This is a genomic window from Brenneria goodwinii, from assembly GCF_002291445.1.
Lineage (GTDB): Bacteria > Pseudomonadota > Gammaproteobacteria > Enterobacterales > Enterobacteriaceae > Brenneria > Brenneria goodwinii.
In genome coordinates this window covers 3,084,725-3,109,036 of the sequence record NZ_CP014137.1, presented here as the reverse complement: position 1 = coordinate 3,109,036, position 24,312 = coordinate 3,084,725, and the positions used below count along the sequence as shown (strand labels likewise).

Here is a 24,312-nt window from a genome sequence, read left to right as displayed (position 1 = left end):
ACGGTTAGCTGAGGGAAAAAGTTAATAATAGCATGATTCATAGTGTTTTTTTTCAGTGTGACCATGCCCTTTGAATCTGTTTTCATAAACTGTGCACCTGTAGACACCGACAATAAACAGGATCTTACACCATCTTATCCACAGATTTCTTGGATAACCCGCATAAAGAGGGATTACTGGTTTGATTTACAGCCTTGACGCACGGTGATTTTGCTGTTTTCGCCTGTTTTTTACCTAATGAGGTAACTGTATCTGTGGATAAAATCGACATAGTGCGATCTTTCGCCACTGTTTCGGCGATAGCCATTCAATCAGCGGTTCCCACAGTGATTTAGCTGTTAAGAATATGCCTAATTTTATGAAAAATAATAACTATTTTTTTGTTTTCTGCGGCGCGCTTTCCAACTGAGAAATAAGTTTTACTCACTTTTTCATGGGTTCTGCACAAAGATGTCCACAGAAATAGTGAATAAGACGGCAATGTCGGACTTTACATGTTTATAACTTTGGTTATGTCTGTGGGTTATCTAAATCTTATTAGAAGGATAACTGTGCCAAGCAGTGGTTTACCGTCTGCCGGGAGTGTGAAACAATCAGGTCATCTTTGCATTAAAGTCTATCGAGGTAGTCCGGTGATCGATGATGATGGCTACCGCCCGAATGTTGGTATTGTAATTTGTAATCGGCAGGGACAGGTCTTATGGGCCCGTCGTTACGGTCAGCACTCCTGGCAGTTTCCCCAAGGGGGGATTAACCCCGGAGAAAGCGCAGAACAGGCGATGTACCGTGAACTGTATGAAGAAGTGGGGTTAAGGAAAAAAGATGTTCGTATTCTGGCATCTACCCGCAGCTGGTTACGTTATAAATTACCGAAGCGTTTGGTGCGTTGGGATACAAAACCGGTATGTATTGGCCAAAAGCAAAAATGGTTTCTGCTACAGTTGATGTGTAATGAGTCTGATATCAATATGCAAAGCAGTGGTACGCCTGAGTTTGATGGTTGGCGCTGGGTCAGTTACTGGTACCCGGTGCGTCAGGTCGTTTCTTTCAAACGCGATGTTTATCGCCGGGTAATGAAAGAGTTCATCAGCTCGGTGATACAACTCCAGGAGAATACCGCGGCTCGGACGGCTCAGTCGTCTGGCTTCCGGCGAAAAAGAGGGTAATACAGGCACATCATGCTCACGCGCTTGCGAGAAATTGTCGAAAAAGTAGCGGCGGCGGCCCGCCTTCATGATGCGCTGGAAATTCTGGTTAACGAAACCTGCCAGGCAATGGACACGGAGGTCTGTTCAATTTATCTGGCCGATCACGATCATCAATGTTACTACCTGATGGCGACGCGCGGCTTGAAAAAGCCACGCGGACGCGCCGTTACGCTGGCGTTTGGGCAAGGCGTGGTCGGTCTGGTGGGGCAGCGCGCCGAGCCGATTAACCTGGCGGATGCCCGCACCCATCCCAGTTTCAAATATATTCCCGCCGTACAAGAACAGCATTTCCGCTCTTTTCTGGGGGTGCCGGTCATCCATCGCCGCCAGTTGCTGGGCGTGTTGGTGGTGCAGCAGCGTGAACATCGGCAGTTTGATAAAAACGAAGAGTCGTTTATGGTCACGCTGGCGACGCAGATGGCCGCCATTCTTTCCCAGTCGCAGATTAAAACGTTGTTTGGCCAATATCGTCTGTCGCGCATCAAGGCGCTGGCGGCATCGCCCGGCGTAGCGATTGCGCCTGGCTGGCGCGATAGCTCCCAGCCTTCGCTGGATATGGTTTTCCCGGCGTCAAGCCTGGACAGCAAGCGGGAACGCGCCAGGCTGACGCAGGCTTTGGAAGACGCCACCGCTGAGTTTCGGCGTTTTAGTAAGCGTTTCAGCGCCGGCGCGCAAAAAGAGAGCGCCGCCATATTCGATTTGTATTCCCACCTGCTGAATGATGCTCGCCTGAAGCGCGAACTGTTTCAGGAGGTGGATGCCGGTAATGCGGCGGAATGGGCCGTCAAGCTGGTGATAGAACGCTTTGCCGCACAGTTTTCCAACTTGCAGGATACTTATCTGCGCGAGCGGGCCGGCGATTTGCGCGCCTTGGGCCAACGGCTGCTGTTTCATCTTGACGATAATGCGCAAAGCATCGGGCAGTGGCCTGAACGCTTCATTCTGGTTGCCGATGAACTGACGGCCACGCTGCTGGCGGAATTGCCGCAGGAACGCCTGGCGGGCGTGGTGGTGCTCGATGGCGCAGCGAATTCGCATGCCGCTATTCTGGTGCGGGCCATGGGGATCCCAACCCTGATCGGCGCGGATATCGAGCCTGAACTGCTCGATCGGCGGCAGCTGATTATCGATGGCTATCGTGGCGAACTGTTGGTGGATCCTGAACCGGTGCTGGAGCAGGAATATCAACGGCTGTTACTTGAAGAACATGAGCTTACCCGTTTAGCGGAAGACGACATGGATCGCCCCGCCGTATTGAAAAGCGGCGAGCGTATTCAGGTGATGCTGAATGCCGGGCTAAGCGCGGAACATGAGAAATTTTTTATTAATCAGGTTGATGGCGTAGGGCTCTATCGCACCGAAATCCCCTTTATGCTTCAGAGCGGCTTCCCGTCTGAAGATGAGCAGATGGCCCAATATCAAAGCATGCTGGAACTCTATCCTTCACGGCCGGTGATATTGCGCACGTTGGATATCGGCGCCGACAAGCCATTGCCTTACCTGCCCATCAGTGAAGAGAATCCGTGTCTTGGCTGGCGCGGCATCCGTATTACCCTCGATCAGCCGGAAATATTTTTAATTCAGATTCGGGCCATGCTGCGCGCCAATGCGCGTACGGGCAATCTGAACATTCTGCTGCCGATGGTAAGCAGTCTGGATGAGATTGACGAGGCGCGCCGTTTGATCGACCAGGCGGCGGGCGAGGTTGAAGATCTGATGGGGTTCCCTCTGCCTAAACCCCGTATCGGCATTATGATCGAAGTGCCATCCATGATTTTTCTGTTGTCGCATCTGGCTTCACGCGTCGACTTCGTTTCCGTTGGCTCCAACGATCTTACCCAGTATTTACTGGCGGTGGATCGTAATAACACCCACGTCGCTTCTTTGTACGACAGTCTGCATCCATCGATGCTACAGGTGCTGAATATCGTTGCAACCGAGTGCCGGCGTTACGATATCCCCGTTTCCGTGTGCGGCGAGATGGCGGGAGAACCCCTGGGCGCATTAATGCTGATGGGGCTGGGGTATCGCTCTCTCAGCATGAATGGGCGCAGCGTGGCGCGCATTAAATACCTGCTGCGCCAGATTGATTCAACCGAGGTGCAGACGCTGGCGCAACAATTGCTGAAAGCCGAAAGCGCCGGCGAAGTACGTCAATGGGCATCCCTTTTCATCGAAGAGCGTGGGTTGGGCGGACTGATCCGGGGCGGCCGCTGATTTATAGATACTGAAAATGTTTTACAGAACTTTCCCTATCTGAATAACCAATGGAGCGGGTGCGCTATGCTATGATGCGCAACCGCGACTTGCGGGAAGGATAATGATCCGGCTTTATATCGATGGCCCCGTAACCGGGGTAACACAATAAAATATGTGGTGAACGATGACGACGAGCTATCTGGCGTTTCCCCAGTTTGATCCAGTGATTTTTTCGATTGGACCGGTGGCGCTGCACTGGTATGGACTGATGTATTTGGTTGGGTTTGTGTTTGCCATGTGGCTGGCTACGCGCCGTGCCAACAAACCGGGTAGCGGCTGGACTAAAGACGAAGTTGAAAACCTGCTGTACATCGGATTCCTTGGGGTGTTTGTCGGTGGCCGTCTGGGCTATGTCCTGTTCTATGCGCTTCCGTCATTTCTGGATAATCCGCTCTATTTATTCAAAGTCTGGGACGGCGGTATGTCGTTCCATGGCGGTTTGCTCGGCGTGATCGGCGTCATGCTGTGGTTTGCCCACCGGACCAAACGGCACTTTTTCCAGGTGGCCGATTTCATCGCGCCGCTTATCCCATTCGGTCTGGGCGCCGGGCGAATGGGCAACTTTATCAATGGCGAACTGTGGGGACGCGTGACCACCGATACGCCGTGGGCCATGCTCTTTCCTGGTTCCCGCAGCGAAGATTTGGCGTTGGCGGCCAGCAATCCTCAGTGGCAGGCGATTTTTAACCAGTACGGTCTTCTGCCGCGTCACCCCTCTCAGCTTTATGAAATGCTGCTTGAAGGGGTCGTTCTGTTCATCATCCTGAACCTGTTTATCCGCAAACCCCGCCCAATGGGGAGCGTTTCGGGGCTATTCCTGATTGGCTATGGCATTTTCCGCATCATTGTGGAGTTCTTCCGTGAGCCGGATGCCCAACTGGGGCTGTTCAGCAATATCCTCAGTATGGGGCAGCTCCTGTCGTTGCCTATGGTAATAGTAGGTATCCTGATGATGGTCTGGGCCTATCGCCGCCAGCCTGCGCAGCAATAGTCGACCGTAATTTTTCAATATTCGTGGTGAGGTAGTATGAAACAGTATCTGGATCTGATGAAAAAAGTGCTTGAGGAAGGAACGCCGAAAGCCGATCGTACGGGCACCGGAACCGTATCGATTTTCGGTCATCAGATGCGTTTCAATTTACAGGAAGGTTTTCCGCTGGTAACGACCAAGCGTTGCCATTTACGTTCCATTATTCACGAACTGCTGTGGTTCCTGAATGGCGATACCAATGTCGCCTATCTGCATGATAACAAAGTGAGTATTTGGGACGAATGGGCGGATGAGAACGGCGATCTCGGGCCGGTTTACGGCAAACAGTGGCGCGCCTGGGGCGCGGCCGACGGACGTCAGATCGATCAGTTGAAAAACGTGCTGACTCAGCTAAAACAGGATCCCGATTCCCGCCGTATTATTGTTTCAGCCTGGAATGTCGGCGAGTTGGACAAGATGGCGCTGGCGCCGTGCCATGCGTTTTTCCAGTTCTACGTTGCCGACGGTAAATTGTCCTGCCAGCTTTACCAGCGTTCGTGCGATGTCTTCCTGGGTCTGCCTTTCAATATCGCCAGCTATGCGTTACTGGTGCATATGGTCGCGCAGCAGTGCGATCTGGAAGTCGGGGATTTTGTCTGGACGGGCGGCGATACCCATCTTTACAACAACCATATGGAACAAACCCATCTGCAACTGAGCCGCGAACCGCGCGCCTTGCCGAAGCTGGTGATTAAACGCCGTCCCGATACGCTGTTTGATTACCGCTTTGAAGATTTTGAAATCGAAGGCTACGATCCGTATCCGGCGATTAAAGCGCCGGTGGCGATTTGATGTGGTTAAGTTTGAAAGGCCGCTTGCGCGGTCTTTAGACTGTCGACGAAAATAGCCTCGGCGCTGGCGAATCCCAATCCGTTATTCCTGCGCAGGCAGGAATCTTCCTGATATCAACGCACTAGCTGAAAGTCGAACCCGGCCTTCCCGCATCTTTTCCCTGCCGTTGCATCGTTGCAATAAAATATTGCGTATCGCTACGTATAAAAAGATTAACGCCCTGTTTTTATTCGCTAAAAAATCCACACTGACGGCATGAAAATCATCAGACGACAATCGCGGGGATTTACCTTGCTGGAATTATTAGTGGTCATGAGCATTGTGGCGCTACTGGCCGGCGGCGGCCTGCATGCCTGGGTCGGTTATCAACAGGCGTTGCGTCTGGAGCAGGGCGCGCGGCAACTGCTGGATTTTTTAAACCGGGTTCAGGCCAGGGCGTACTGGCGCAATGAAACCCATACGGTTCGGCTTATACAACAAGGGGAGTATTGGTGCATGGATAGCGATACGGAGGGTGAACGTCATGTGAGCGGTTGCTCCGGGTGCTGTGACGATCATGGGCAACAATTTACGCGCGCGGCCAAAGATCTTGCCGTAACGCAGTCCACCGGCGATGCCTTCACCTTCTACGGCCTGCGCAATGCGGCGCGGGCCGGACATATTACGCTGACCAATGCGGCGGGGAGGGTGCGCCTGGTCATCTCGGTACGCGGGCGTATGCGTTTGTGCAGCGAAGCGCCGCAGATTCTGGCTATTCCGCTATGTTAACCATAAAACAGCGGGGATTTACCTTGCCGGAAATTCTGCTGGCGCTCAGTCTGGGAAGTCTGATTATGCTGTCTGCGGCACAACTCTATCCGCTACTGCGCACGCAAAGTCAGAACAGCGCCCAATATTTCAGGCTGGAGCAGTTGTTCAGCCAGGTTGCCTTTGGCATTGAGAAGGATCTTCGCCGGGCGGGATTTTGCGCCGGCGAGTGTCAGGGGAAAGCCATCAGCATCGGCAACTATGCGGGGGAAATGGCGCAAAGCTGCCTCAATGTATCGTATGATCTGAATTGCAACGGCAGATGGGATGGCGGCGGGCAACAGGAGGGCGAATCTTTTGGTTATCGCCTGCGGGCCGGCGCGTTAGAGATCCAAAGCGGAGAGCACAGCTGCCAGGGGCAGGGGGATCGCTGGGAAAAGCTTTTTGATCCGCAGGAGGTGACGCTCACGCAATTTCGTTTGCAACGTTTGCATGCGCGCCCCGGCGCCATGTTGTATCAGCTACAGTTAGCGGGGTACTGGACTAAACGGCCGCTTATTCGGCAGAAGATCTCCCGTTTGATTATGGGGCGCAACCAGTGAAAAAATGCTCCCAGTCTGGCGGCAGTACGCTGGCGATGGTTATGCTGATATCAATAGTCGGGTTACTGTTAATGTCCGGTCTGCAACGTCAGCTTGATGCCGCAATACATATGGGGAATGATGAACGTCACTATCTGCGGGCCTTTAACCAGGCGCTATCATCCCTGAATTGGGCGATGAGCCTGCGCTGGCGCGATGCGGAACCCCGTTGGCAATGCCAGACGCTTGCAACCGAAGAGCTGAAAGCCTGTCTAAGAAAGGCTTCCGACGGCGCGCAATGGTTATTGCGCGGCGAAGGGCGACTGCCGTCCTCGCCGCGTCCGCTGGTGTTGTATCGGCGAGTCGTCTCCTTAACGCCGGTATCGCAGCATGTTACGCTGCAACCCGTGCCGCATGGCTGGCTGGATTTTTGCCCGGATAAGGATGACGCGCTCTGTGCTGACGCTGAATGAAACAGGCCGGACGCGCGCGTTTCCGCAACGCGGTTTTAGTCTGCCGGAAACGTTGGCGGCGGCACTGCTGTTTGCGGTATCGCTGCTCGGACTGTTGCAATACCATGGCGTTTTGCAACAGTCGTTCTTGCATCAGTGGCAACAACGGCAGGCATGGCGTCTGGCTTCTCAGCAGTTGGAAGCCTATGAAGCGGGTATGACATTCGATGCAATCGCGACGATGCCGGGAGACGGATGGCGTTTCACTCTGGCAGAGCAGCCGCAAAACGCCGAGTGCCGCAGGGTGACGGCAACGGCGATTACGCCACGGCAGTATCAGGCGCGGCTCACCCGTTGGTTCTGTCAGCCTTCAGCTATGCCGCCTCGTCCGTAGCGGATGAGCAATCAGTCCCATCAATTTCAGACCGCCGCCGACGGCGTTGCGCGCTGAAAGATGAAGGGGATCAAAAATCAGCAGGACAGGAGCCTGAATGTTTACGGTTTATCATTCAAATCAGCTGGATATTTTAAAACGGCTGATGGTCGAGTTGATTAAACGTCAGCCGCTGGAAGACCCCTTTCAGCAGGAAGTTGTCCTGGTGCAAAGTCCTGGTATGGCGCAGTGGTTGCAGATTGAGCTGGCTGAACATTTCGGCATCGCCGCCAACATCCATTTTCCGCTGCCCGGCGTTTTTCTGTGGGAAATGTGTCGCCATGTTTTGCCTGATATCCCCAAAGAAAGCGCTTTCAGCAAAGATTCCATGACCTGGAAATTGATGCACCTGCTGCCTGAGCAATTGGCGCAACCGGATTTCGCTTCTTTGCATCACTATCTACAGGATGATGACGATCGGCGTAAGCTGCACCAGCTTGCCGGGCGCATCGCCGATCTCTTCGATCAATATCTGATCTATCGTCCAACGTGGATCGAACAGTGGCAACAGGGATGGCAGATTGACGATTTGGGGGCCAACCAACAGTGGCAGTCGGCATCCTGGCGCGCGCTGTTGAATTATACCCGTGAGCTGGGGCAGCCGGAGTGGAACCACGCCAATTTGTACCAGCGCTTTATTAAAAGGCTGGATCAGGCGGCCGCTTGTCCGCCGGGATTGCCGCCACGCGTATTTATCTGCGGTATTTCCGCCTTGCCGCCCGTCTATTTGCAGGCCTTGCGCGCGCTGGCTCGACATATTGACGTTCATCTGCTGTTTACCAATCCCTGCCGCGATTACTGGAGCGATATTCAGGATTATAAGTTTCTGGCCAAGCTGAAATCCCGCCAACGTCGGCTGCATCGCTGGGACAACATACCCGCGGAGGATTATCGTCCGCTATTCCGCGATCCGCAGCAGGCTGATTCACTGTTTGATACGGAAGGTCTGCAGCAGGTCAATAACCCGCTATTGGCATCCTGGGGTAAGTTAGGCCGCGATCACCTTTATCTGCTTGCCGAGCTTGACGATGTGCAGGAGGTGGATGCGTTTGTCGATGTGGATAGCGGCAACCTGCTGCAAACGGTACAGCGCGATATCCTGGAGTTGGAAGATCACAGCGTGGTGGCGCTCAGTAAAGCCGCTTTGGAAACCAGCCGCCGGAAACGTCCGCTGACGCCGGACGATCGCTCTATTGATTTGCACGCCTGTCACAGCCCGCAGCGCGAAGTTGAAGTGCTGCACGACCAATTGCTGGCCATGATGGCCGACGACGAAGAGCTTACCCCCCGCGATATTATCGTGATGATGGCGGATATCGACAGCTATACGCCCTTTATTCAGGCGGTGTTTGGCAACGCGGCTGAAGAGCGCTATCTGCCTTTCGCCATTTCCGATCAGCGGGCACGCCATGCCCATCCTGCGTTACAGGCGGTGATTAGCCTGCTTGATTTACCCAATAGCCGATTTACCGCCGAACAGGTTCTGGCCCTGCTGGAAGTGCCGGCGCTGGCCGCCCGTTTCGGCATTCAGGAAGAGGGGCTGCGGCGTTTGCGCCTGTGGGTGGTGGAGTCCGGTATCCGCTGGGGACTGGATGACGACAATGTGCGCGAGTTAATGCTGCCGGCCACCGGGCAGCATACCTGGCGTTTTGGCTTGACGAGAATGCTGTTGGGCTACGCCATGGACAGCAATGCCGGTGATTGGCAAGGCGTGCTGCCCTATGACGAATCCAGCGGTCTGGTCGCCGAGCTTGCCGGCCAACTGGCGGAGTTGCTGATGCAGCTTAGCCAATGGCGTCATCGTTTGCGGCAATCCCGCACCCTGACCGAATGGCTGCCTCTATGCCGTCAGTTGATTGATACCTTTTTTGATGCGGACAGCGACACCGAAGCGGCGTTGGCGCTGATCGAAAAGCAGTGGCAGCATATCATCGGCACGGGAACCGCGGCCCGTTATCCGCAGCTGGTTCCCGTTTCGCTACTGCGGGATGAACTTTCCCGCCGGCTCGATCAGGAACGGCTCAGCCAGCGTTTTCTGGCGGGATCCATCAACTTTTGTACCCTGATGCCCATGCGTTCCATTCCATTCAAAGTCGTCTGCCTGCTGGGAATGAATGACGGCGTATACCCACGGACGTTGCCTCCGCAGGGGTTTGATCTGATGGGTCGCAAAATTCAGCGCGGCGATCGCAGCCGGCGCGATGACGATCGCTACCTGTTTCTGGAAGCGCTGCTTTCGGCGCAGCGCAAGCTCTATATCAGCTATATCGGCCGCTCGATACAGGATAATACCCGCCGTTATCCTTCCGTATTGGTTAGCGAGCTGGTTGAGTATATTGCGCAAAGCCACTGCCTGCCGCAAGACCGGGAGTGGGATATTGATACCAGCGCGGAACGTGTCGCACAACATTTGTGTCAAGAACATAGCCGTATGCCGTTTGATGAGAAAAACTTTCTTCCTCCCGTGCCGCAGAGCTTTGCGGCGGAGTGGCTGGCAGCGGCGAACCGGCAGGGGCAGTCGCAGCCTGAATTCGATCGGGAATTGCCATTGGAACGCTATACCGATGTCAGTCTGGACGATCTGAGACGTTTTTATCGTCATCCGGTTCGGGCTTTCTTCCAACTTCGGCTCGGCGTGAACTTCATGCTGCAAAATGATGAACTGCTTGATGAAGAGCCGTTTATCGTGGATAACTTGAGCCGCTATCAACTGAATACCGAGTTGCTTAACACCCTGATAGAGCAAGGCGATCCCGAGCGGTTATACCGGCGAATCCGTGCGGCGGGCGGGTTGCCGTACGGCGCATTTGGCGAACTATACTGGCAGACTCAGCAGCAGGAAATGTCGGCGCTGGCGGAACGAATACGCGAAGAGCTGGCGTCGGGCAAAACGGCGGAGAGCCTGGAAGTCGATATCCAGCTTGATGACGTGCGCGTCAGCGGCTGGCTGTCTCAGGTGCAGCATGATGGTCTATTGCGCTGGCGGCCGGGAAAATTGTCGATGACGGACGGCATTACCCTCTGGCTGGAGCATCTGGCCTACTGTCTGGCCGGCGGGCAGGGAGAAAGCCGGATGTTCGGGCGTGATAACACCGCCTGGCGTTTTGCCCCCATGTCCGCCGAACAGGCGCGGGAATATCTGCAGCTGATGCTGGCGGGCTACCAGCAAGGGATGAACAAACCGTTATTGCTGCTGAACAAGTCGGGCAGCGCCTGGCTGGCTCAATGCTATGACCGTGAAAGTGATAGTATTCAATGGGATGAAGAAACACAAAGTAAGGCACGCGCCAAGTTTTTACAGGCTTGGCAAGGCAATATGGGCATGCCGGGCGAGGGCGAAGATTACTACCTGCAGCGGATCGTCCGTGAGTTGGATGAAAAGCGTATGGAAGAAATTATTGAAGCGGCGCAAACCTGGTTACTGCCGCCAATCCGTTCTAATCTGGTTTGATTTATACCTGATATATTTCAGGAGGCGGGAGCCGACGCTTCCGCGGTTTGAAAGATTGAGGGGATATCGAGTGATTGACGTGAAGGCTATTGGAGAGATGCATGCGTAAGCAGTTTGTCTGGATTACCGGATTGTTTTTTTTATTTACTTTCTGGCTTCCGTTGAGTTGGGCTGAGACCGGTTGGCAACCTCTGGCTCAAACCATCCGAAAAAGTGAAAAAGACCCGCGTCAGTATCAGGCGATAAAACTGGATAACGGCATGACCGTGCTGTTGGTTTCCGATCCGCAGGCCACGAAGTCTCTGGCATCCTTGGCGTTACCGGTAGGATCGCTGGAGGATCCGGATAGTCAGCTCGGCCTGGCCCACTATCTTGAACATATGGTTCTGATGGGATCCAAACGCTATCCCCAACCGGAAGCCCTTGCCGAATTCCTAAAGAAACACGGCGGCAGCCACAATGCCAGCACGGCATCTTATCGGACGGCGTTTTATCTGGAAGTTGAAAACGATGCGTTGCAACCGGCGGTCGATCGCCTGGCTGACGCCATTGCCGAACCTTTGCTCGATCCGGTCAACGCCGATCGCGAACGTCATGCGGTTAATGCGGAATTGACCATGGCGCGTTCCCGTGACGGTCATCGTATGGCGCAGGTAGGGTCGGAGACGTTAAATCCGGCACACCCCAGTTCACGCTTCTCCGGCGGTAATCTTGAAACCCTGAGCGATAAGCCCGGCAGCAAATTGCATGACGAACTGGTGAAGTTTTACCAGCGTTATTATTCAGCCAACCTGATGAAAGGGGTGATTTACAGTAATCAGCCTTTACCGTCTCTGGCAAAACTGGCGACGGAAACCTTTGGCCGTATTGCCAATCACAATGCCGTCGTGCCGCCAATCACCGTACCGGCGGCCACGGAGAAGCAGCGCGGCATCATGATCCACTATGTTCCGGCTCAGCCACGCAAGCAGTTGCGCATTGAGTTCCGGGTGGATAACAACAGCCAGGCGTTTCGCAGTAAAACGGATACCTATATCAGCTATCTGATCGGCAACCGCAGCCAGAATACGCTGTCAGACTGGCTGCAGAAGGAAGGGTTGATTGAATCGATCGGCGCAGGTTCCGATCCGGTTATCGATCGCAATGGCGGTGTTTTCGCCATTTCGGTCTCTTTAACGGATAAAGGCCTGGCACAGCGCGATGAGGTTATCGCGGCAATATTCAATTACCTGCAGCAGGTGCGCCGGGAAGGGATCCAACAGCGCTATTTTGATGAGATAGCCCGGGTGCTGGATCTGGATTTCCGCTATCCCTCCATCAGCCGCGATATGGATTATATCGAGTGGCTGGTGGATACCATGTTGCGGGTGCCGGTGGAGCATACGCTGGACGCCATGTATCTGGCCGACCAATACGATCCCAAGGCGATTGCCGAGCGGTTGGATTATATGACCCCGCAGAACGCGCGTATCTGGTTGATCAGCCCGAACGAGCCCCATAACAAAGTCGCGTATTTTGTTGATGCGCCTTATGAGGTCGATAGCATTCCTGACGCGACGTTTGCCAAGTGGCGGCAGTTGGGACAGAATATTTCATTGACCTTACCCGCCATCAATCCCTATATCCCGGATGATTTCTCCCTGATCAAAGCGGATACCAGCATCACGCATCCGCAAATGCTGCTGCAACAGCCGGGCTTGCGCGTGTTGTATATGCCCAGCCGCTATTTTGCCGATGAACCCAAGGCGCAGATCACCTTGCTTTTGCGCAACAACGAAGCCAGAAGTACGGCGCGCAATCAGGTACTGTTCGCGCTGAATGATTATCTGGCCGGCCTGGCGCTGGATGAGTTGAGTTATCAGGCGTCAATCGGCGGTATCAGCTTCTCCACCACAAACAATGACGGCCTGGCGATCAACGCCAACGGCTACACCCAACGATTGCCTCAGTTGCTGCTGGCGCTGGTGGATGGCTACGCCTCTTTCATTCCAACCGAGGAACAACTGCAGCAGGCGAAATCCTGGTATATGGAACAGTTGGACGCGGCGGAAAAGGCGAAAGCGTTCGAACAGGCCATTCAGCCAATACAACTGCTGTCGCAGGTGCCGTATACCGAACGCGCCGAGCGGCGCGAACTGTTAAAGACTATTCGTCTGCAGGAGATTGTTGATTACCGGAACGCGTTATTGCAAAAAGCCACGCCGGAAATGCTGGTGGTGGGGAATTTACTGCCGGAGAAAGTGGTTGAATTGGCGCAGACCTTGAAAGCTCATATAAAGAGCCGCGGGGAAAACCTGCAGCGCAGCGACGAGGTTAACATCAGTAAACCGCAGCGGGCTAATTTGCAAAAAGCGGGGAGCAGCACCGATTCGGCTTTGGCGGCGGTCTATATCCCGACCGGATATAGCGAAACGCAAAGCATGGCCTATAGCTCTACGCTGGGACAGATTATTCAGCCCTGGTTCTACAGCCAGTTGAGAACGGAAGAGCAGCTCGGCTATGCGGTGTTTGCTTTCCCGATATCGGTTGGGCGGCAGTGGGGGATTGGTTTCCTGCTGCAAAGCAACAGCAAACAGCCGGCCTATCTGTACCAACGTTATCAGGACTTCTATCAGAAAGCGGAAAAACGGCTGCGTGCGATGAGTGCGGAAGATTTCGCCCAGTACAAGCAAGGCATCATCAACGAGCTGAGCCAGCGTCCGCAGACGCTGGACGAAGAGATAAGCCGCCTGCGTAACGATCTGAACCGGGAAAACTTCGCCTTTGATACCCGTGAGAAGATCATCGCGGAAATAAAACCGCTCACGGTGGATCAACTGGCCGATTTCTTCCAGCGGGCGCTGCAGCCGGAAGGGCTGGCGGTATTATCGCAAATCTCCGGCAGCCATCATGGCAAGGCGGAATATGCCGCGCCACAGGGATGGCATACCTATCCGAATATGTCTTCGCTGCAAAAAACGCTGCCGTTGCAACAAGCGCCGTCACAGGAGAGCGCGGCTGAGAAGCGTGAAGCCGCGGTGGAAGCCACGAACGCGGGCGGGCAAAAATGAAGCCCGCCGCGCCGCAATCATTAAACGTCCTGACGTTGCCGCTCCTTGGGGAGCGGCTGATTGAGGCGTCGGCCGGGACAGGGAAAACGTACACGCTTGCCGCGCTTTATTTACGCCTGCTGTTGGGATTGGGCGGGCAGTCGGCTTATCCACGGCCGTTGCTGGTAGAGGAAATTCTGGTGGTGACCTTCACCGAGGCCGCCACGGAAGAGCTGCGTGAACGTATCCGCGAGAAGATCCACGCCCTGCGGATAGCCTGTATTCGTGGGGAAAGCCGGGATCCGCTGCTGTCCATGCTGCTGGCCGAGATCCCGGATCCTGTCGATGCGGCGGATGTCTTGCTTGCCGCTGAACGGCAAATGGATGAGGCCGCTATCCATACCATTCATGGTTTTTGTCAGCGGATGTTGAGCACCAACGCCTTTGAATCCGGCGTGCTGTTTGAACAGGAATTGATTGAAGATGAGCAGCCGCTGCGCCGTCAGGCCTGCGCCGATTTCTGGCGCCGCTATTGCTATCCTTTACCGGTAGATGTGGCGCGCGTCGTGGGGCAGGAGTGGAACGGGCCCGAGAGTTTATTGGCCGATCTGATGCCCTATCTGCATGGCGAAACGCCGGTTTTGCGCAGTTCGCCGCAGGATGATGAAACGCTGCTGAGCCGCCATCAGAAAATCGTTGCGGCGATTGATGCCTTTAAGCAGCAATGGCTGGCCGCCTCGGCGGATCTGGAATCGCTGATTAGCGCTTCCGGCGTGGACAAACGCAGTTACAGCAGCAAGCATTTGCCCAACTGGGTACAGAAAGTGACCCTGTGGGCGGAACAACCAACGCAGGATTATCAGTTACCGAAAGAGCTGGACAGGTTTAGTCAGCAGGCGCTGATAGAAAAAACCAAAAAAGGGGAGCCGCCGGTACACGCAGTGTTTGCGGCGACGGATACGTTGCTGGCTACTTCGCTTTCTCTGCGTGATTTGGTGATTGTGCGGGCGCTGAGTGAAATCCGCCGTTCCGTGCGGGAGGAAAAACGCCAGCGGGCGGAACTGGGATTCGATGATTTGCTGAGCCGGTTGGATGAGGCGTTGCAGCAGCCGGGCGGAGAACAACTCGCTGGCTCGATTCGGGAGCGTTATCCGGTGGCGATGATCGACGAGTTTCAGGATACCGACCCCCAGCAATACCGTATTTTCCGTACACTGTATATCGGGCAGCCGCAGTGCGGTCTGCTGTTGATCGGCGATCCGAAACAGGCGATCTATGCATTCCGCGGCGCGGATATTTTCACCTACATGCGCGCCCGCTCTGAAGTGAGCGCGCATTACACGCTGGATACCAACTGGCGTTCATCACACCAGATGGTGCGCGGCGTTAACCATTTATTTCAGCGTCTTGAGCATCCCTTTATCTTTAAAGATATTCCTTTTCTTGCCGTTTCCCCCGCGGAACCGAAACGCGATCTGGTTTTCAACCTGGGCGGAAAAGCTCAACCGGCGCTTCAGCTATGGCTGACGGGAAGCGAGTCTATCGGCGTGGGTGACTATCAGCAACTGATGGCCCGGCAATGCGCCGCGCAAATCAGAGACTGGCTGGCGGCCAGCCAGCGCAATGAAGCCTGGTTAGAGAGCGTTAAAACGCGGCGTCCGGTTCAGGCTTCGGATATGAGCGTTCTGGTGCGCAGCCGCCATGAAGCCGCGCTGGTGCGAGACGCGCTCAGCAGACTGTCGATTCCGTCGGTTTATCTTTCCAATCGCGACAGCGTTTTTACTACGCCGGAAGCCCGCGACATTTTGTGGCTGCTGCAAGCCGTGCTGACGCCGGAGCAGGAGAGAACATTACGCAGCGCTATGGCCACATCCCTAATGGGCCTGGACGCGCAGGCGGTGGATACGTTAAGCCGCAGCGAAGTCGTGTGGGATGCCCTGGTTGATGAATTCGCCGGTTATCGCACGCTTTGGCAGCAGCGAGGGGTATTGCCGATGCTGCGCGCGTTGATCAGCCGTCACCAGTTGGCGGAAAATCTGCTGGCCAGCGCCGATGGCGAACGCCGGTTGACGGATATTCTGCATATCGGCGAATTATTGCAGGACGCCTCATCGGCATTGGACAGCGAGCACGCGTTAGTGCGCTGGCTGTCGCAACAGATCATCCAGCCGAATCCACAGGCGGATAATCAGCAGCTTCGTCTGGAAAGCGATCGCCATCTGGTGCAGATCGTGACGATTCATAAATCCAAAGGATTGGAATATCCGCTGGTCTGGCTGCCGTTTATCAGTAATTTCCGCGAGCAGTCGCAAGGGATTTATCACGACAGAAATACCTATCAGGCGTTATTGGATCTGGACAACAGCGAAGAAAGCCGGGCGCTGGCGGAAGAGGAGCGCCTGGCGGAAGATTTGCGCCTGCTGTATGTGGCGCTGACCCGCTCCATTTATCACTGTAGCGTTGGCGTCGCCCCGCTGCAGCGTTCACGTAAGAAAACGGCGGGCAGCGATATGCACCACAGCGCGCTGGGATATCTGCTCCAGCGCGGAGAAGAAGCGGATGTAGCCGCGTTGATCGCCGAACTTGAAGGGATGGTGGGCGACGGCGTGGTATTGACGCCGGTACAGACCGACGATGAACGCCCCTGGCGGCCGAGCGAGCCGGACAAACCTGAATTGCTGGCGCGCCGCAGCGAACGGACGCTAAGTGATGGCTGGCGGGTGACCAGTTATACCGGCTTGCAGCAGCACGGTTCTTCCGCCGTTCAGGAGCTGATACCGCGTCTGGATATTGAAGCGATGGGCGAGCGGCAGCAAGAGCCGGAAACGCAGTTTACGCCGCACACCTTCCCGCGCGGCGCGAGCCCCGGCACGTTTTTACATAGTTTGTTTGAGACGCTGGATTTCACGCAGCCGGTTGATGAAGGCTGGCTGGCAGAACAACTGCAGTTGCAAGGGTTGGAGGAGGTCTGGCTGCCCGTATTGCAACAGTGGATAGACCGGGTGTTGACCACGCCCCTGAATGACGAGGGGATCACGCTGTCTGCGCTCGATCCCCGGCATAAGCAGGCGGAGCTCCAGTTTTATCTGCCGATTCAGGCGCCGATGCAGGCGGCGCGGTTCGATCGCCTGGCAAAGCAATATGATCCCTTATCCGCTCAGTGCCCGCCTCTGTCGTTTCAACAGGTTAAGGGGATGCTGAAAGGGTTTATCGATCTGGTGTTCCGCTGGCAAGGGCGCTATTACCTGCTGGATTATAAATCCAACTGGCTGGGCGCGGATGCGAGCGCTTACACGCAGTCAGCCATGAGGCAGGCCATGGCGGAACATCGTTATGATTTGCAATATCAGCTTTATAGTCTGGCGCTGCACCGCTATTTACGCCACCGCATTGCCGGTTATGACTATGACCGTCACTTTGGCGGCGTGTTTTACCTGTTTTTGCGCGGCGTTGATGAAAACGCTCCCGGTAACGGCGTGTTTTATTTTCGTCCGCCGCAAGCCTTTATCACCGGGTTGGATCGGCTCTTCGCCGGAACGCTGATAGAGGATGCCCGTCATGATTGAGTTACTCGAAACGGCATTGCAGCGTCGGCTTCTGCGTCCGCTGGATATCCAGTTTGCCAGAATGCTGGCGGATGATGACAACCCTCAATTACTGCTGGCCGCCGCCTGTTTGAGCGCGCAGTCCGGCGCCGGGCACGTTTGCCTGCCGTTGCCGGTATTACAGCCCGAGCTGCTGTTTGATGGCCGCGATCGTGAATTGGCGCAGTCGGTATGGGAGGCGGCCGGTCAGATGGACGCCGCCGGCTGGCGGCAGTGCTTGTCGGCTTCCCCGGCGGTCAGTGACGGCAATAGCCCGACGCCGCTGGTATTGCAGCAACAAAATCTCTATTTGCAGCGCAGCTGGCAGAGCGAAGGGCAGGTCGCGCGGTTTATTGCCGGTGAATATCACGCGCCTTCGGTCGATGAACCGCATATCCGCACGGTGCTTGATAGCCTGTTCCCGCCGGCCGGCGGTGAAACCGACTGGCAGAAAATCGCCGCCGCCGTGGCGTTGACCCGGCGCATCACCGTGATTTCCGGTGGACCCGGCACCGGTAAGACCACCACGGTCGCCAAACTATTGGCCGCGTTGATTCAGCTTAATGCGGGAGCGGCGTTGCGTATTCAACTGGCGGCGCCGACGGGGAAAGCAGCGGCTCGGTTAACCGAGTCGCTGGGCGCGGCGTTGAATAACCTATCGCTAAGCCAGGCCCATCGCGACCGCTTTCCGCAGGAGGCGACGACGCTGCACCGTTTATTGGGCGCGGTGCCTGATAGTCAACGTTTGCGCCATCATCGCGGGAATCCGTTACACCTTGATGTCCTGGTGGTGGACGAAGCCTCAATGGTTGATCTGCCGATGATGGCGAATCTGATTGCCGCGTTGCCCGAACAGGCAAAAGTCATCTTTCTGGGCGATCGCGATCAGCTGGCCTCGGTGGAGGCGGGCGCGGTGCTGGGGGATATCTGCCGCTTTGCCGAGGCGGGCTACAGCCGGACAAGGGCGCAGCAGCTACAGCGCTTGACCGGCTGTCGGCTTGATGATGACGGGGCCGAAAACCGGGTAACCGTGGGGGATAGCATTTGTCTGTTGCGCAAAAGCTATCGTTTTGATCGGCATTCCGGCATCGGGCAATTGGCCCTGGCGGTGAATAATGGCGATGACAGGCGAGTGACGGCGGTGTTGAACGGTGCGTTTACGGATATCGCCTGTCGTCCGCTGGATACGACGGAAGATTACCAGCAGATGCTGGCGCAGTGCATTGAAGGTTACCGGGATTATTTACGGCTTATTGCCGCCGATGCGGGGCCGGAGGCGGTTTTGCTGGCTTTTCAACGCTATCGCCAACTGTGTGCTCTGCGTGAAGGGCCGTTTGGCGTGGCGGGGCTTAACCAGCGGATTGAGCAGGCATTACATCAGGCCGGGCTGATCCAACGCAGCCGTAATCCGCTTAATCGCTGGTATATCGGCCGTCCGGTGATGATCGAGCGTAATGATGCGGTGCTGGGGCTCTTTAATGGCGATATCGGTATTACCATGCCGGGTGAAAAGGGGGAACCGCGGGTCTATTTCCAACTGCCCAGCGGCAAAACCAAGGCCGTGGCCCCGAGCCGTTTACCGCCGCACGATACGGCCTATGCGATGACGGTGCATAAATCGCAGGGGTCGGAATTCGAACATACCTCGCTGATATTGCCGAATCATTATCTGCCGGTATTAACACGCGAACTGGTTTATACCGCCATTACCCGCGCGCGTCAGCGCTTGTCGCTGTACGCGGACATAAACATTTTGTGTCGGGCGGTGAAAACGCCGACCCAGCGTCATAGCGGGCTGGTTGAGCGAATCATGGCGCTAATGTCGGCGGAAAATGACGGGAATGTCTGAATACCGCTTTGTCGCTGGAAAGGATGCGTGATTTATCCTCCCCCCGTAGCGTTGCCGCGGGGGGAGAACCGGCGGGATCAGAGATCCAGCACCAGAATTTTGGAACGGCGCTGGTAGTTATACAGCTCCTGTTTTTTCCTCGGCAGCATTTCCACTTCAGCGAGCAGGAATCCGCGTTCCTGAAACCAGTGGATGCTGTGAGTGGTCAGGACAAAAAGCTTTTTCAGCCCCTGCAGGCGGGCCTGCGCGGCGATCCTTTGCAGCAACATGTCGCCGCGTGACGAGCTGCGATAGTCCGGGTGCACCGCCACACACGCCATTTCACCGATGCTCTCTTCCGTAAACGGGTAAAGTGCGGCGCAGGCTATGGTCAGGTTATCGCGTACGATGACGGTGAATTTATCGATCTCCATTTCCAATTGCTCGCGGGAACGTCTGACCAGAATGCCTTGTTGTTCCAGTGGGCGAATCAGTTCCAGAATGCCGCCGATATCGTTAATCGTCGCGCGGCGAACCTGTTCGGCGCTTTCCATAACGATCTGCGTACCGATGCCGTCACGGGAAAACAGTTCCTGCAGCAAGGCGCCATCGACCTGATAACTCATCAGGTGGCTGCGGCGCACGCCGCTGCGGCAGGCTTTAACCGCGCCGCGCAGGAATCTGACCGTACCGGACTGGTAATCGCCTTCCTGTTCCAACGCTTCAATCCGTTTTTGGGCCTCATCCGGAAATAGTTCGGAAATGATTTTGCCGTTTTCATCCGTCACACCCTGTGAAGAACAGAAGCCAATCATTTTTTCCGCCCGGAGTTTGATCGCCAATTGGGTGGCGACCTCTTCGGACGTCAGATTAAAACTCTCTCCGGTGACGGAAACCGCTACGGGGCCCAGCAGCACAATCGCGCCGCTGTCTAGCTGACGGTGCAGGGCATCTTCGTCAATGCGGCGAATACGGCCGCTGTGGCAGTAGTCAACGCCGTCATCCACGCCGAGGGGCTGGGCGATAATAAAGTTCCCGCTGACGACGTTGATGTGCGCGCCCTGCAGCGGCGTATTATTCAGGCTCATGGACAGACGGGCGGTAATATCCAACTGCAGCATCCCGGCGGCCTGCTTAACCAGCTCCAGCGTCGTGCTGTCTGTGATACGGATGTTTTTATGGTAAACCGGCTCGTAATGATGCGTGGTCAGATTGCTATCGATCTGCGGACGGGCGCCATAAACCACCACCAGCTTAATGCCCAGGCTATGCAGTAGCCCGATATCATTGACGATGTTGGCGAAGTTTTCATGCTCGATGGCTTCTCCACCCAGCATGATGACAAAAGTTTTGCCACGGTGGGCATTGATATAGGGAACGGTGTGGCGAAAGCCCTCCACCAGTTCTGTACTACGCTCCTTCACTGCGACTCCTTTTGAATTTTTATTCGTAATTTTTGTATTTTTATTCTTTGCGAGGTAAAAGGCAAGGGGTATGTAATAAGCAAAGTCAATGCCGCCGCAATTTGCAAGAAGCGGGAAGAAAAAGCGTAAGAATGATTTTTGCATGACACCGGAGTAGAGATTAGTTAAAGTTTTTGACAATTTTGCGATTTCTGCTTCCCGTAGTTGGCAGTGGCACTGTAATCAGACCGGAGTTGCATGTCTTACTCGAATCACAATCCGACTCGGCGGCGTCTGCTGCAAAGCGCTGCGGCAACCTGGCTGTTAAGTGTAAGCGGCGTTGGCTTGGCCGCCGCGGCGCAGGTCATCGCCGTACGCGTATGGCCTTCTTCTTCCTATACCCGGGTAACGCTGGAGTCGAATCTTTCGCTTAAATATAAGCAGTTCATCCTCGGCAATCCGGATCGCCTGGTGGTGGATATTGAAAATATTCATCTCAACAGCGTCCTGAAGAATATTCCCAGTCAGTTTCATCAAAACGATCCGTTGATTAAAAATGCCAGAATCGGCCAGTTCGACAAGAATACGGTACGGTTGGTTCTTGAGCTAAAACAAGGGGTTGATGCCAAGCTCTTTACGCTCAATCCGGTCGCCGAATTCAAGCATCGCCTGGTGATGGATCTTTACCCGCAGGTTGGCCGTTATGATAACGAAGAGGATCCGCTGCTGGCGCTGTTGGAGGATTACAACAAGGGCGATCTGGAGCGGACATTACCGGCGGAGGCGCCGCAGGCAGGGAAGGCCGGGCGCGACCGCCCTCTGGTTATCATGCTGGATCCCGGCCACGGCGGTGAAGATCCGGGGGCGATTGGTAAAAATAAAACCCGCGAAAAAGATGTCGTGCTGCAAATCGCCCGCCGTCTTCGCGCGCTGATCGATCGCGAGTCCAATATGAAAGCCTATATGACGCGCAATGAGGACGTATTTATTCCATTGCGCGTGCGGGTTGCCAAAGCGCGTAAGCAGCGGGCCGATCTGTTTATTTCGATTCATGCGGATGCATTCACCAACCGCGCGGCAAGGGGTTCGTCGGTATTTGCGCTGTCCAAGAAGGGGGCGACCAGCACCGCCGCGAGCTTTTTGGCGCAGACGCAGAACGAAGCGGATTTAATCGGCGGGGTTAGCATGAGCGGCGACCGCTATCTGGATCACACCATGCTTGACCTGGTGCAGACCGTAACGATTAATGACAGCCTGAAGTTCGGTAAGGAAATACTAACCCGTTTGAGTAAGGTCAACCGTCTGCATAAAAACAGCGTCGATCAGGCCGGGTTTGCGGTGCTGAAAGCGCCGGATATTCCTTCCGTGCTGGTTGAAACCGCATTCATCAGTAATATTGAAGAAGAACGCAAATTGCGCACCAGCCAGTTTCAACAGCAGATAGCCCAATCGATCCTTGCTGGGATTAAAGCCTATTTCGCCAGCCAGGCCGGGCGCTAGCGCCATACCGGCAAACGCTCGGTGGCGCATTAACGCTGCCGAGTTGCGGTTGGTTCAGCTGTTGCGCGGTATAAATGACGTGTTTGCAAGAATGGGGATGCCAGAAAGCAAAAAACACCCGTTAAGGGTGCTTTTCTATGAGTAATCAATTGGTTGCGGGGGCCGGATTTGAACCGACGACCTTCGGGTTATGAGCCCGACGAGCTACCAGGCTGCTCCACCCCGCGTCCGTCTTGATACTGTCTTTTTACTTTTGATGGTCTATTCACATCAATTGGTTGCGGGGGCCGGATTTGAACCGACGACCTTCGGGTTATGAGCCCGACGAGCTACCAGGCTGCTCCACCCCGCGTCCGTGGATGCGCAATATACTCCCCATGAGTTTCTATGCAACCTATTTCTGCAAAAAATGCCTGATAGCCCGCACGGGTGCTGAATTTGCAACCTAATGGGCTACTTTTTAAACGTTACGACGCCGGTTTTATATCGCTGGCTATTTGTATCTACAATATGGCTTGATGACTCGCACTGCGGTCCGTCGCGGTGCGACGTTAAAAATCGCTCCCGGCGATTTTTTATCGGACGTCGTTTCTTTCTCTATAGGTGTTTGTTATCGTTCGGCGGTGAATCCGTCAATGTCAAAAGAGAGCGCAAAGAAGATGAGAGGATGTTGGGGAAAATATTTGCTGGCCGGCGTGGTGATTGCCATTCTGGCAGGGTGTCAATCCAAACCCACCGATCGAGGGCAGCAATATAAGGATGGACACCTCAATCAGCCTTTGGAACTGGTTAATGAGCCGAATGCCGCCGGCAAACCCGTGAATGCCAGAGACTTTGTCGATCAGGTCGTTGAAATCAGGAATGCATCGCCGAACCTGTATACCAGCAATAATAGTACCTTCCAGGCGATAGAAAACTGGATGATGTCGGGAGCCGATACCCGCGAACTGAGCAAATTCGGCCTCAGCGCCTGGCAGATGGAGGGCGTGGACAACTTCGGCAACGTTCAGTTTACCGGCTACTACACGCCGGTTCTGCAGGCCCGTTATACCCGTCAGGGCGAATTCCGCTATCCGCTTTACGCCATGCCTGCTCGGGGCAAGAAAAATCGCCGACTGCCGGATAGAGCATCAATTTACTCCGGCGCTTTAGACGATCGTTTGGCCCTGGCCTGGACCAATTCGCTGGTGGATAACTTTATGATGGAGGTGCAGGGCAGCGCCTATATTGATTTTGGCGATGGCCGTCCGCTGACGTTCTTCGGCTATGCCGGCAAAAACGGCCATGCCTACCGCAGCATCGGCAAGGTACTGATCGACCGCGGTGAAGTGGCGCGCGAAGATATGTCCATGCAGGCTATCCGCAAATGGGCCGAACAGCACTCGGAGTATGAGGTCCGCGAACTGTTGGAGCAGAATCCCTCCTTTGTGTTCTTTAAACCGATGATGACGTCGCCGGTCAAGGGCGCGAGCGCGGTGCCGCTGGTGGCGAAAGCCTCGGTGGCGTCCGACCGTTCTTTGATTCCGGCCGGAACGGCGCTGCTGGCGGAGGTTCCCTTATTGAATAATGAAGGGAAGTTTACCGGTAAATATGAAATGCGTTTGATGGTGGCGCTGGATGTCGGTGGGGCAATTAAAGGCCAACACTTCGATATTTATCAGGGGATCGGGCATGAGGCAGGCCATGCGGCGGGTTTCTATAACCACTATGGCCGGGTATGGGTATTGAAAAATACGCAGAGTAACGGAACCTTGTTCAGCGCTTCGCAAAGCGCTCCGTCAATGAATAGCAATAGTTCGGGATCGCTACTGGTCAGCAATCCGCAGAATTAACACGTTTTGATCGCTTACCCGCAGCAGGCCGATGGCGCTGCGGGTAATACTTTATTTACGCCTTTTTCTTTTATCCCGGGTCTGAAATAGACTATCCGCCGTAGCCGTTTATTTTGGCGGCCGGAATGGGATCGTTCCAATATTCCTATATTTTATATAACGTTAAAAATAACCTTTTATTTA

At 54.9% G+C, this 24,312-nt stretch carries 16 protein-coding genes and 2 tRNA genes; 14 read left to right on the top strand and 4 right to left on the bottom strand.

Going from position 1 to position 24,312, the window contains the following annotated elements:
- Positions 1-124: 124 nt before the first annotated feature.
- Positions 125-307 carry a hypothetical protein gene (locus tag ACN28R_RS13855; RefSeq protein ID WP_156186710.1) on the bottom strand — a complete coding sequence of 61 codons (183 nt, stop codon included), beginning with the start codon at positions 305-307 and terminating at the stop codon, positions 125-127.
- A gap of 325 nt (positions 308-632) precedes the next feature.
- Between ACN28R_RS13855 and rppH the strand changes: the two genes are divergently transcribed.
- The 12 genes from rppH (at position 633) to recD (ending at position 19,415) form a co-directional block, all read left to right on the top strand.
- Positions 633-1,166 carry an RNA pyrophosphohydrolase gene (gene rppH, locus ACN28R_RS13850; protein WP_048635936.1) on the top strand — a complete coding sequence of 178 codons (534 nt, stop codon included), beginning with the start codon at positions 633-635 and terminating at the stop codon, positions 1,164-1,166.
- Positions 1,167-1,178: 12 nt separating this feature from the next.
- Complete coding sequence (gene ptsP / locus ACN28R_RS13845; RefSeq protein WP_095834702.1) at positions 1,179-3,425, top strand: phosphoenolpyruvate--protein phosphotransferase; 2,247 nt, start codon at positions 1,179-1,181, stop codon at positions 3,423-3,425.
- 166 nt (positions 3,426-3,591) lie between these two features.
- Positions 3,592-4,458: a prolipoprotein diacylglyceryl transferase gene (gene lgt / locus ACN28R_RS13840; protein WP_048635934.1), complete on the top strand. Its 867-nt coding sequence runs from the start codon at positions 3,592-3,594 to the stop codon at positions 4,456-4,458.
- Positions 4,459-4,494: 36 nt separating this feature from the next.
- The gene (gene thyA, locus ACN28R_RS13835; RefSeq protein ID WP_048635933.1) at positions 4,495-5,289 is read left to right on the top strand and encodes a thymidylate synthase; all 795 of its coding nucleotides are present in this window, start codon (positions 4,495-4,497) and stop codon (positions 5,287-5,289) included.
- Positions 5,290-5,544: 255 nt separating this feature from the next.
- Positions 5,545-6,057, top strand: coding sequence for a prepilin peptidase-dependent protein (locus ACN28R_RS13830; RefSeq protein ID WP_095834701.1), 513 nt, complete (start codon positions 5,545-5,547; stop codon positions 6,055-6,057).
- On the top strand, positions 6,051-6,638 hold the full coding sequence (locus ACN28R_RS13825; RefSeq protein ID WP_095834700.1) for a prepilin peptidase-dependent protein: 588 nt from the start codon (positions 6,051-6,053) through the stop codon (positions 6,636-6,638). The genes ACN28R_RS13830 and ACN28R_RS13825 overlap by 7 nt, the downstream gene beginning before the upstream one ends.
- The gene (locus ACN28R_RS13820; RefSeq protein WP_236840137.1) at positions 6,635-7,090 is read left to right on the top strand and encodes a YgdB family protein; all 456 of its coding nucleotides are present in this window, start codon (positions 6,635-6,637) and stop codon (positions 7,088-7,090) included. Before ACN28R_RS13825 ends, ACN28R_RS13820 begins: the two co-directional genes overlap by 4 nt.
- Positions 7,062-7,463 (top strand): prepilin-type N-terminal cleavage/methylation domain-containing protein, encoded by a 402-nt coding sequence (locus ACN28R_RS13815; RefSeq protein WP_095834699.1) that lies wholly within the window; start codon positions 7,062-7,064, stop codon positions 7,461-7,463. The genes ACN28R_RS13820 and ACN28R_RS13815 overlap by 29 nt, the downstream gene beginning before the upstream one ends.
- Positions 7,464-7,560: 97 nt before the next feature.
- Positions 7,561-10,953 carry an exodeoxyribonuclease V subunit gamma gene (recC, locus tag ACN28R_RS13810; protein ID WP_095834698.1) on the top strand — a complete coding sequence of 1,131 codons (3,393 nt, stop codon included), beginning with the start codon at positions 7,561-7,563 and terminating at the stop codon, positions 10,951-10,953.
- Between the two features lie 101 nt (positions 10,954-11,054).
- Positions 11,055-14,003, top strand: coding sequence for a pitrilysin (gene ptrA / locus ACN28R_RS13805; protein ID WP_095834697.1), 2,949 nt, complete (start codon positions 11,055-11,057; stop codon positions 14,001-14,003).
- Positions 14,000-17,548 carry an exodeoxyribonuclease V subunit beta gene (gene recB / locus ACN28R_RS13800; RefSeq protein WP_095834696.1) on the top strand — a complete coding sequence of 1,183 codons (3,549 nt, stop codon included), beginning with the start codon at positions 14,000-14,002 and terminating at the stop codon, positions 17,546-17,548. The genes ptrA and recB overlap by 4 nt, the downstream gene beginning before the upstream one ends.
- A complete protein-coding gene (gene recD / locus ACN28R_RS13795) occupies positions 17,541-19,415 on the top strand; it encodes an exodeoxyribonuclease V subunit alpha (RefSeq protein ID WP_095834695.1) in 1,875 nt (624 codons plus the stop codon). Before recB ends, recD begins: the two co-directional genes overlap by 8 nt.
- A 77-nt stretch (positions 19,416-19,492) precedes the next feature.
- On the opposite strand, the gene argA is transcribed toward recD, so the two are convergent.
- A complete protein-coding gene (gene argA / locus ACN28R_RS13790) occupies positions 19,493-20,818 on the bottom strand; it encodes an amino-acid N-acetyltransferase (protein ID WP_095834694.1) in 1,326 nt (441 codons plus the stop codon).
- Positions 20,819-21,055: 237 nt separating this feature from the next.
- Here argA and amiC point away from each other — a divergent pair, with 237 nt between their 5' ends.
- Positions 21,056-22,297: an N-acetylmuramoyl-L-alanine amidase AmiC gene (gene amiC / locus ACN28R_RS13785; protein ID WP_095834693.1), complete on the top strand. Its 1,242-nt coding sequence runs from the start codon at positions 21,056-21,058 to the stop codon at positions 22,295-22,297.
- A gap of 150 nt (positions 22,298-22,447) precedes the next feature.
- Here the strand turns inward: amiC and ACN28R_RS13780 are convergent.
- Both ACN28R_RS13780 and ACN28R_RS13775 read right to left on the bottom strand, forming a co-directional pair.
- Positions 22,448-22,524: transfer RNA gene (locus tag ACN28R_RS13780), tRNA-Met, on the bottom strand.
- Positions 22,525-22,572: 48 nt separating this feature from the next.
- Positions 22,573-22,649, bottom strand: a tRNA-Met gene (locus tag ACN28R_RS13775).
- A gap of 307 nt (positions 22,650-22,956) precedes the next feature.
- Here ACN28R_RS13775 and mltA point away from each other — a divergent pair.
- On the top strand, positions 22,957-24,129 hold the full coding sequence (gene mltA, locus ACN28R_RS13770) for a murein transglycosylase A (RefSeq protein ID WP_048639627.1): 1,173 nt from the start codon (positions 22,957-22,959) through the stop codon (positions 24,127-24,129).
- Positions 24,130-24,312 lie beyond the last annotated feature (183 nt).

Excerpts from the sequence above, each read along its gene's own strand:
- recD (WP_095834695.1), top strand. The coding sequence starts at position 17,541 with ATGATTGAGTTACTCGAAACGGCATTGCAGCGTCGGCTTCTGCGTCCG.
- ACN28R_RS13830 (WP_095834701.1), top strand. The coding sequence starts at position 5,545 with ATGAAAATCATCAGACGACAATCGCGGGGATTTACCTTGCTGGAATTA.
- ACN28R_RS13855 (WP_156186710.1), bottom strand. The coding sequence starts at position 307 with ATGGCTATCGCCGAAACAGTGGCGAAAGATCGCACTATGTCGATTTTA.
- thyA (WP_048635933.1), top strand. The coding sequence starts at position 4,495 with ATGAAACAGTATCTGGATCTGATGAAAAAAGTGCTTGAGGAAGGAACG.
- lgt (WP_048635934.1), top strand. The coding sequence starts at position 3,592 with ATGACGACGAGCTATCTGGCGTTTCCCCAGTTTGATCCAGTGATTTTT.
- ptsP (WP_095834702.1), top strand. The coding sequence starts at position 1,179 with ATGCTCACGCGCTTGCGAGAAATTGTCGAAAAAGTAGCGGCGGCGGCC.
- ACN28R_RS13815 (WP_095834699.1), top strand. The coding sequence starts at position 7,062 with ATGACGCGCTCTGTGCTGACGCTGAATGAAACAGGCCGGACGCGCGCG.
- recC (WP_095834698.1), top strand. The coding sequence starts at position 7,561 with ATGTTTACGGTTTATCATTCAAATCAGCTGGATATTTTAAAACGGCTG.
- mltA (WP_048639627.1), top strand. The coding sequence starts at position 22,957 with ATGAGAGGATGTTGGGGAAAATATTTGCTGGCCGGCGTGGTGATTGCC.
- ACN28R_RS13825 (WP_095834700.1), top strand. The coding sequence starts at position 6,051 with ATGTTAACCATAAAACAGCGGGGATTTACCTTGCCGGAAATTCTGCTG.
- recB (WP_095834696.1), top strand. The coding sequence starts at position 14,000 with ATGAAGCCCGCCGCGCCGCAATCATTAAACGTCCTGACGTTGCCGCTC.
- amiC (WP_095834693.1), top strand. The coding sequence starts at position 21,056 with ATGTCTTACTCGAATCACAATCCGACTCGGCGGCGTCTGCTGCAAAGC.
- ptrA (WP_095834697.1), top strand. The coding sequence starts at position 11,055 with ATGCGTAAGCAGTTTGTCTGGATTACCGGATTGTTTTTTTTATTTACT.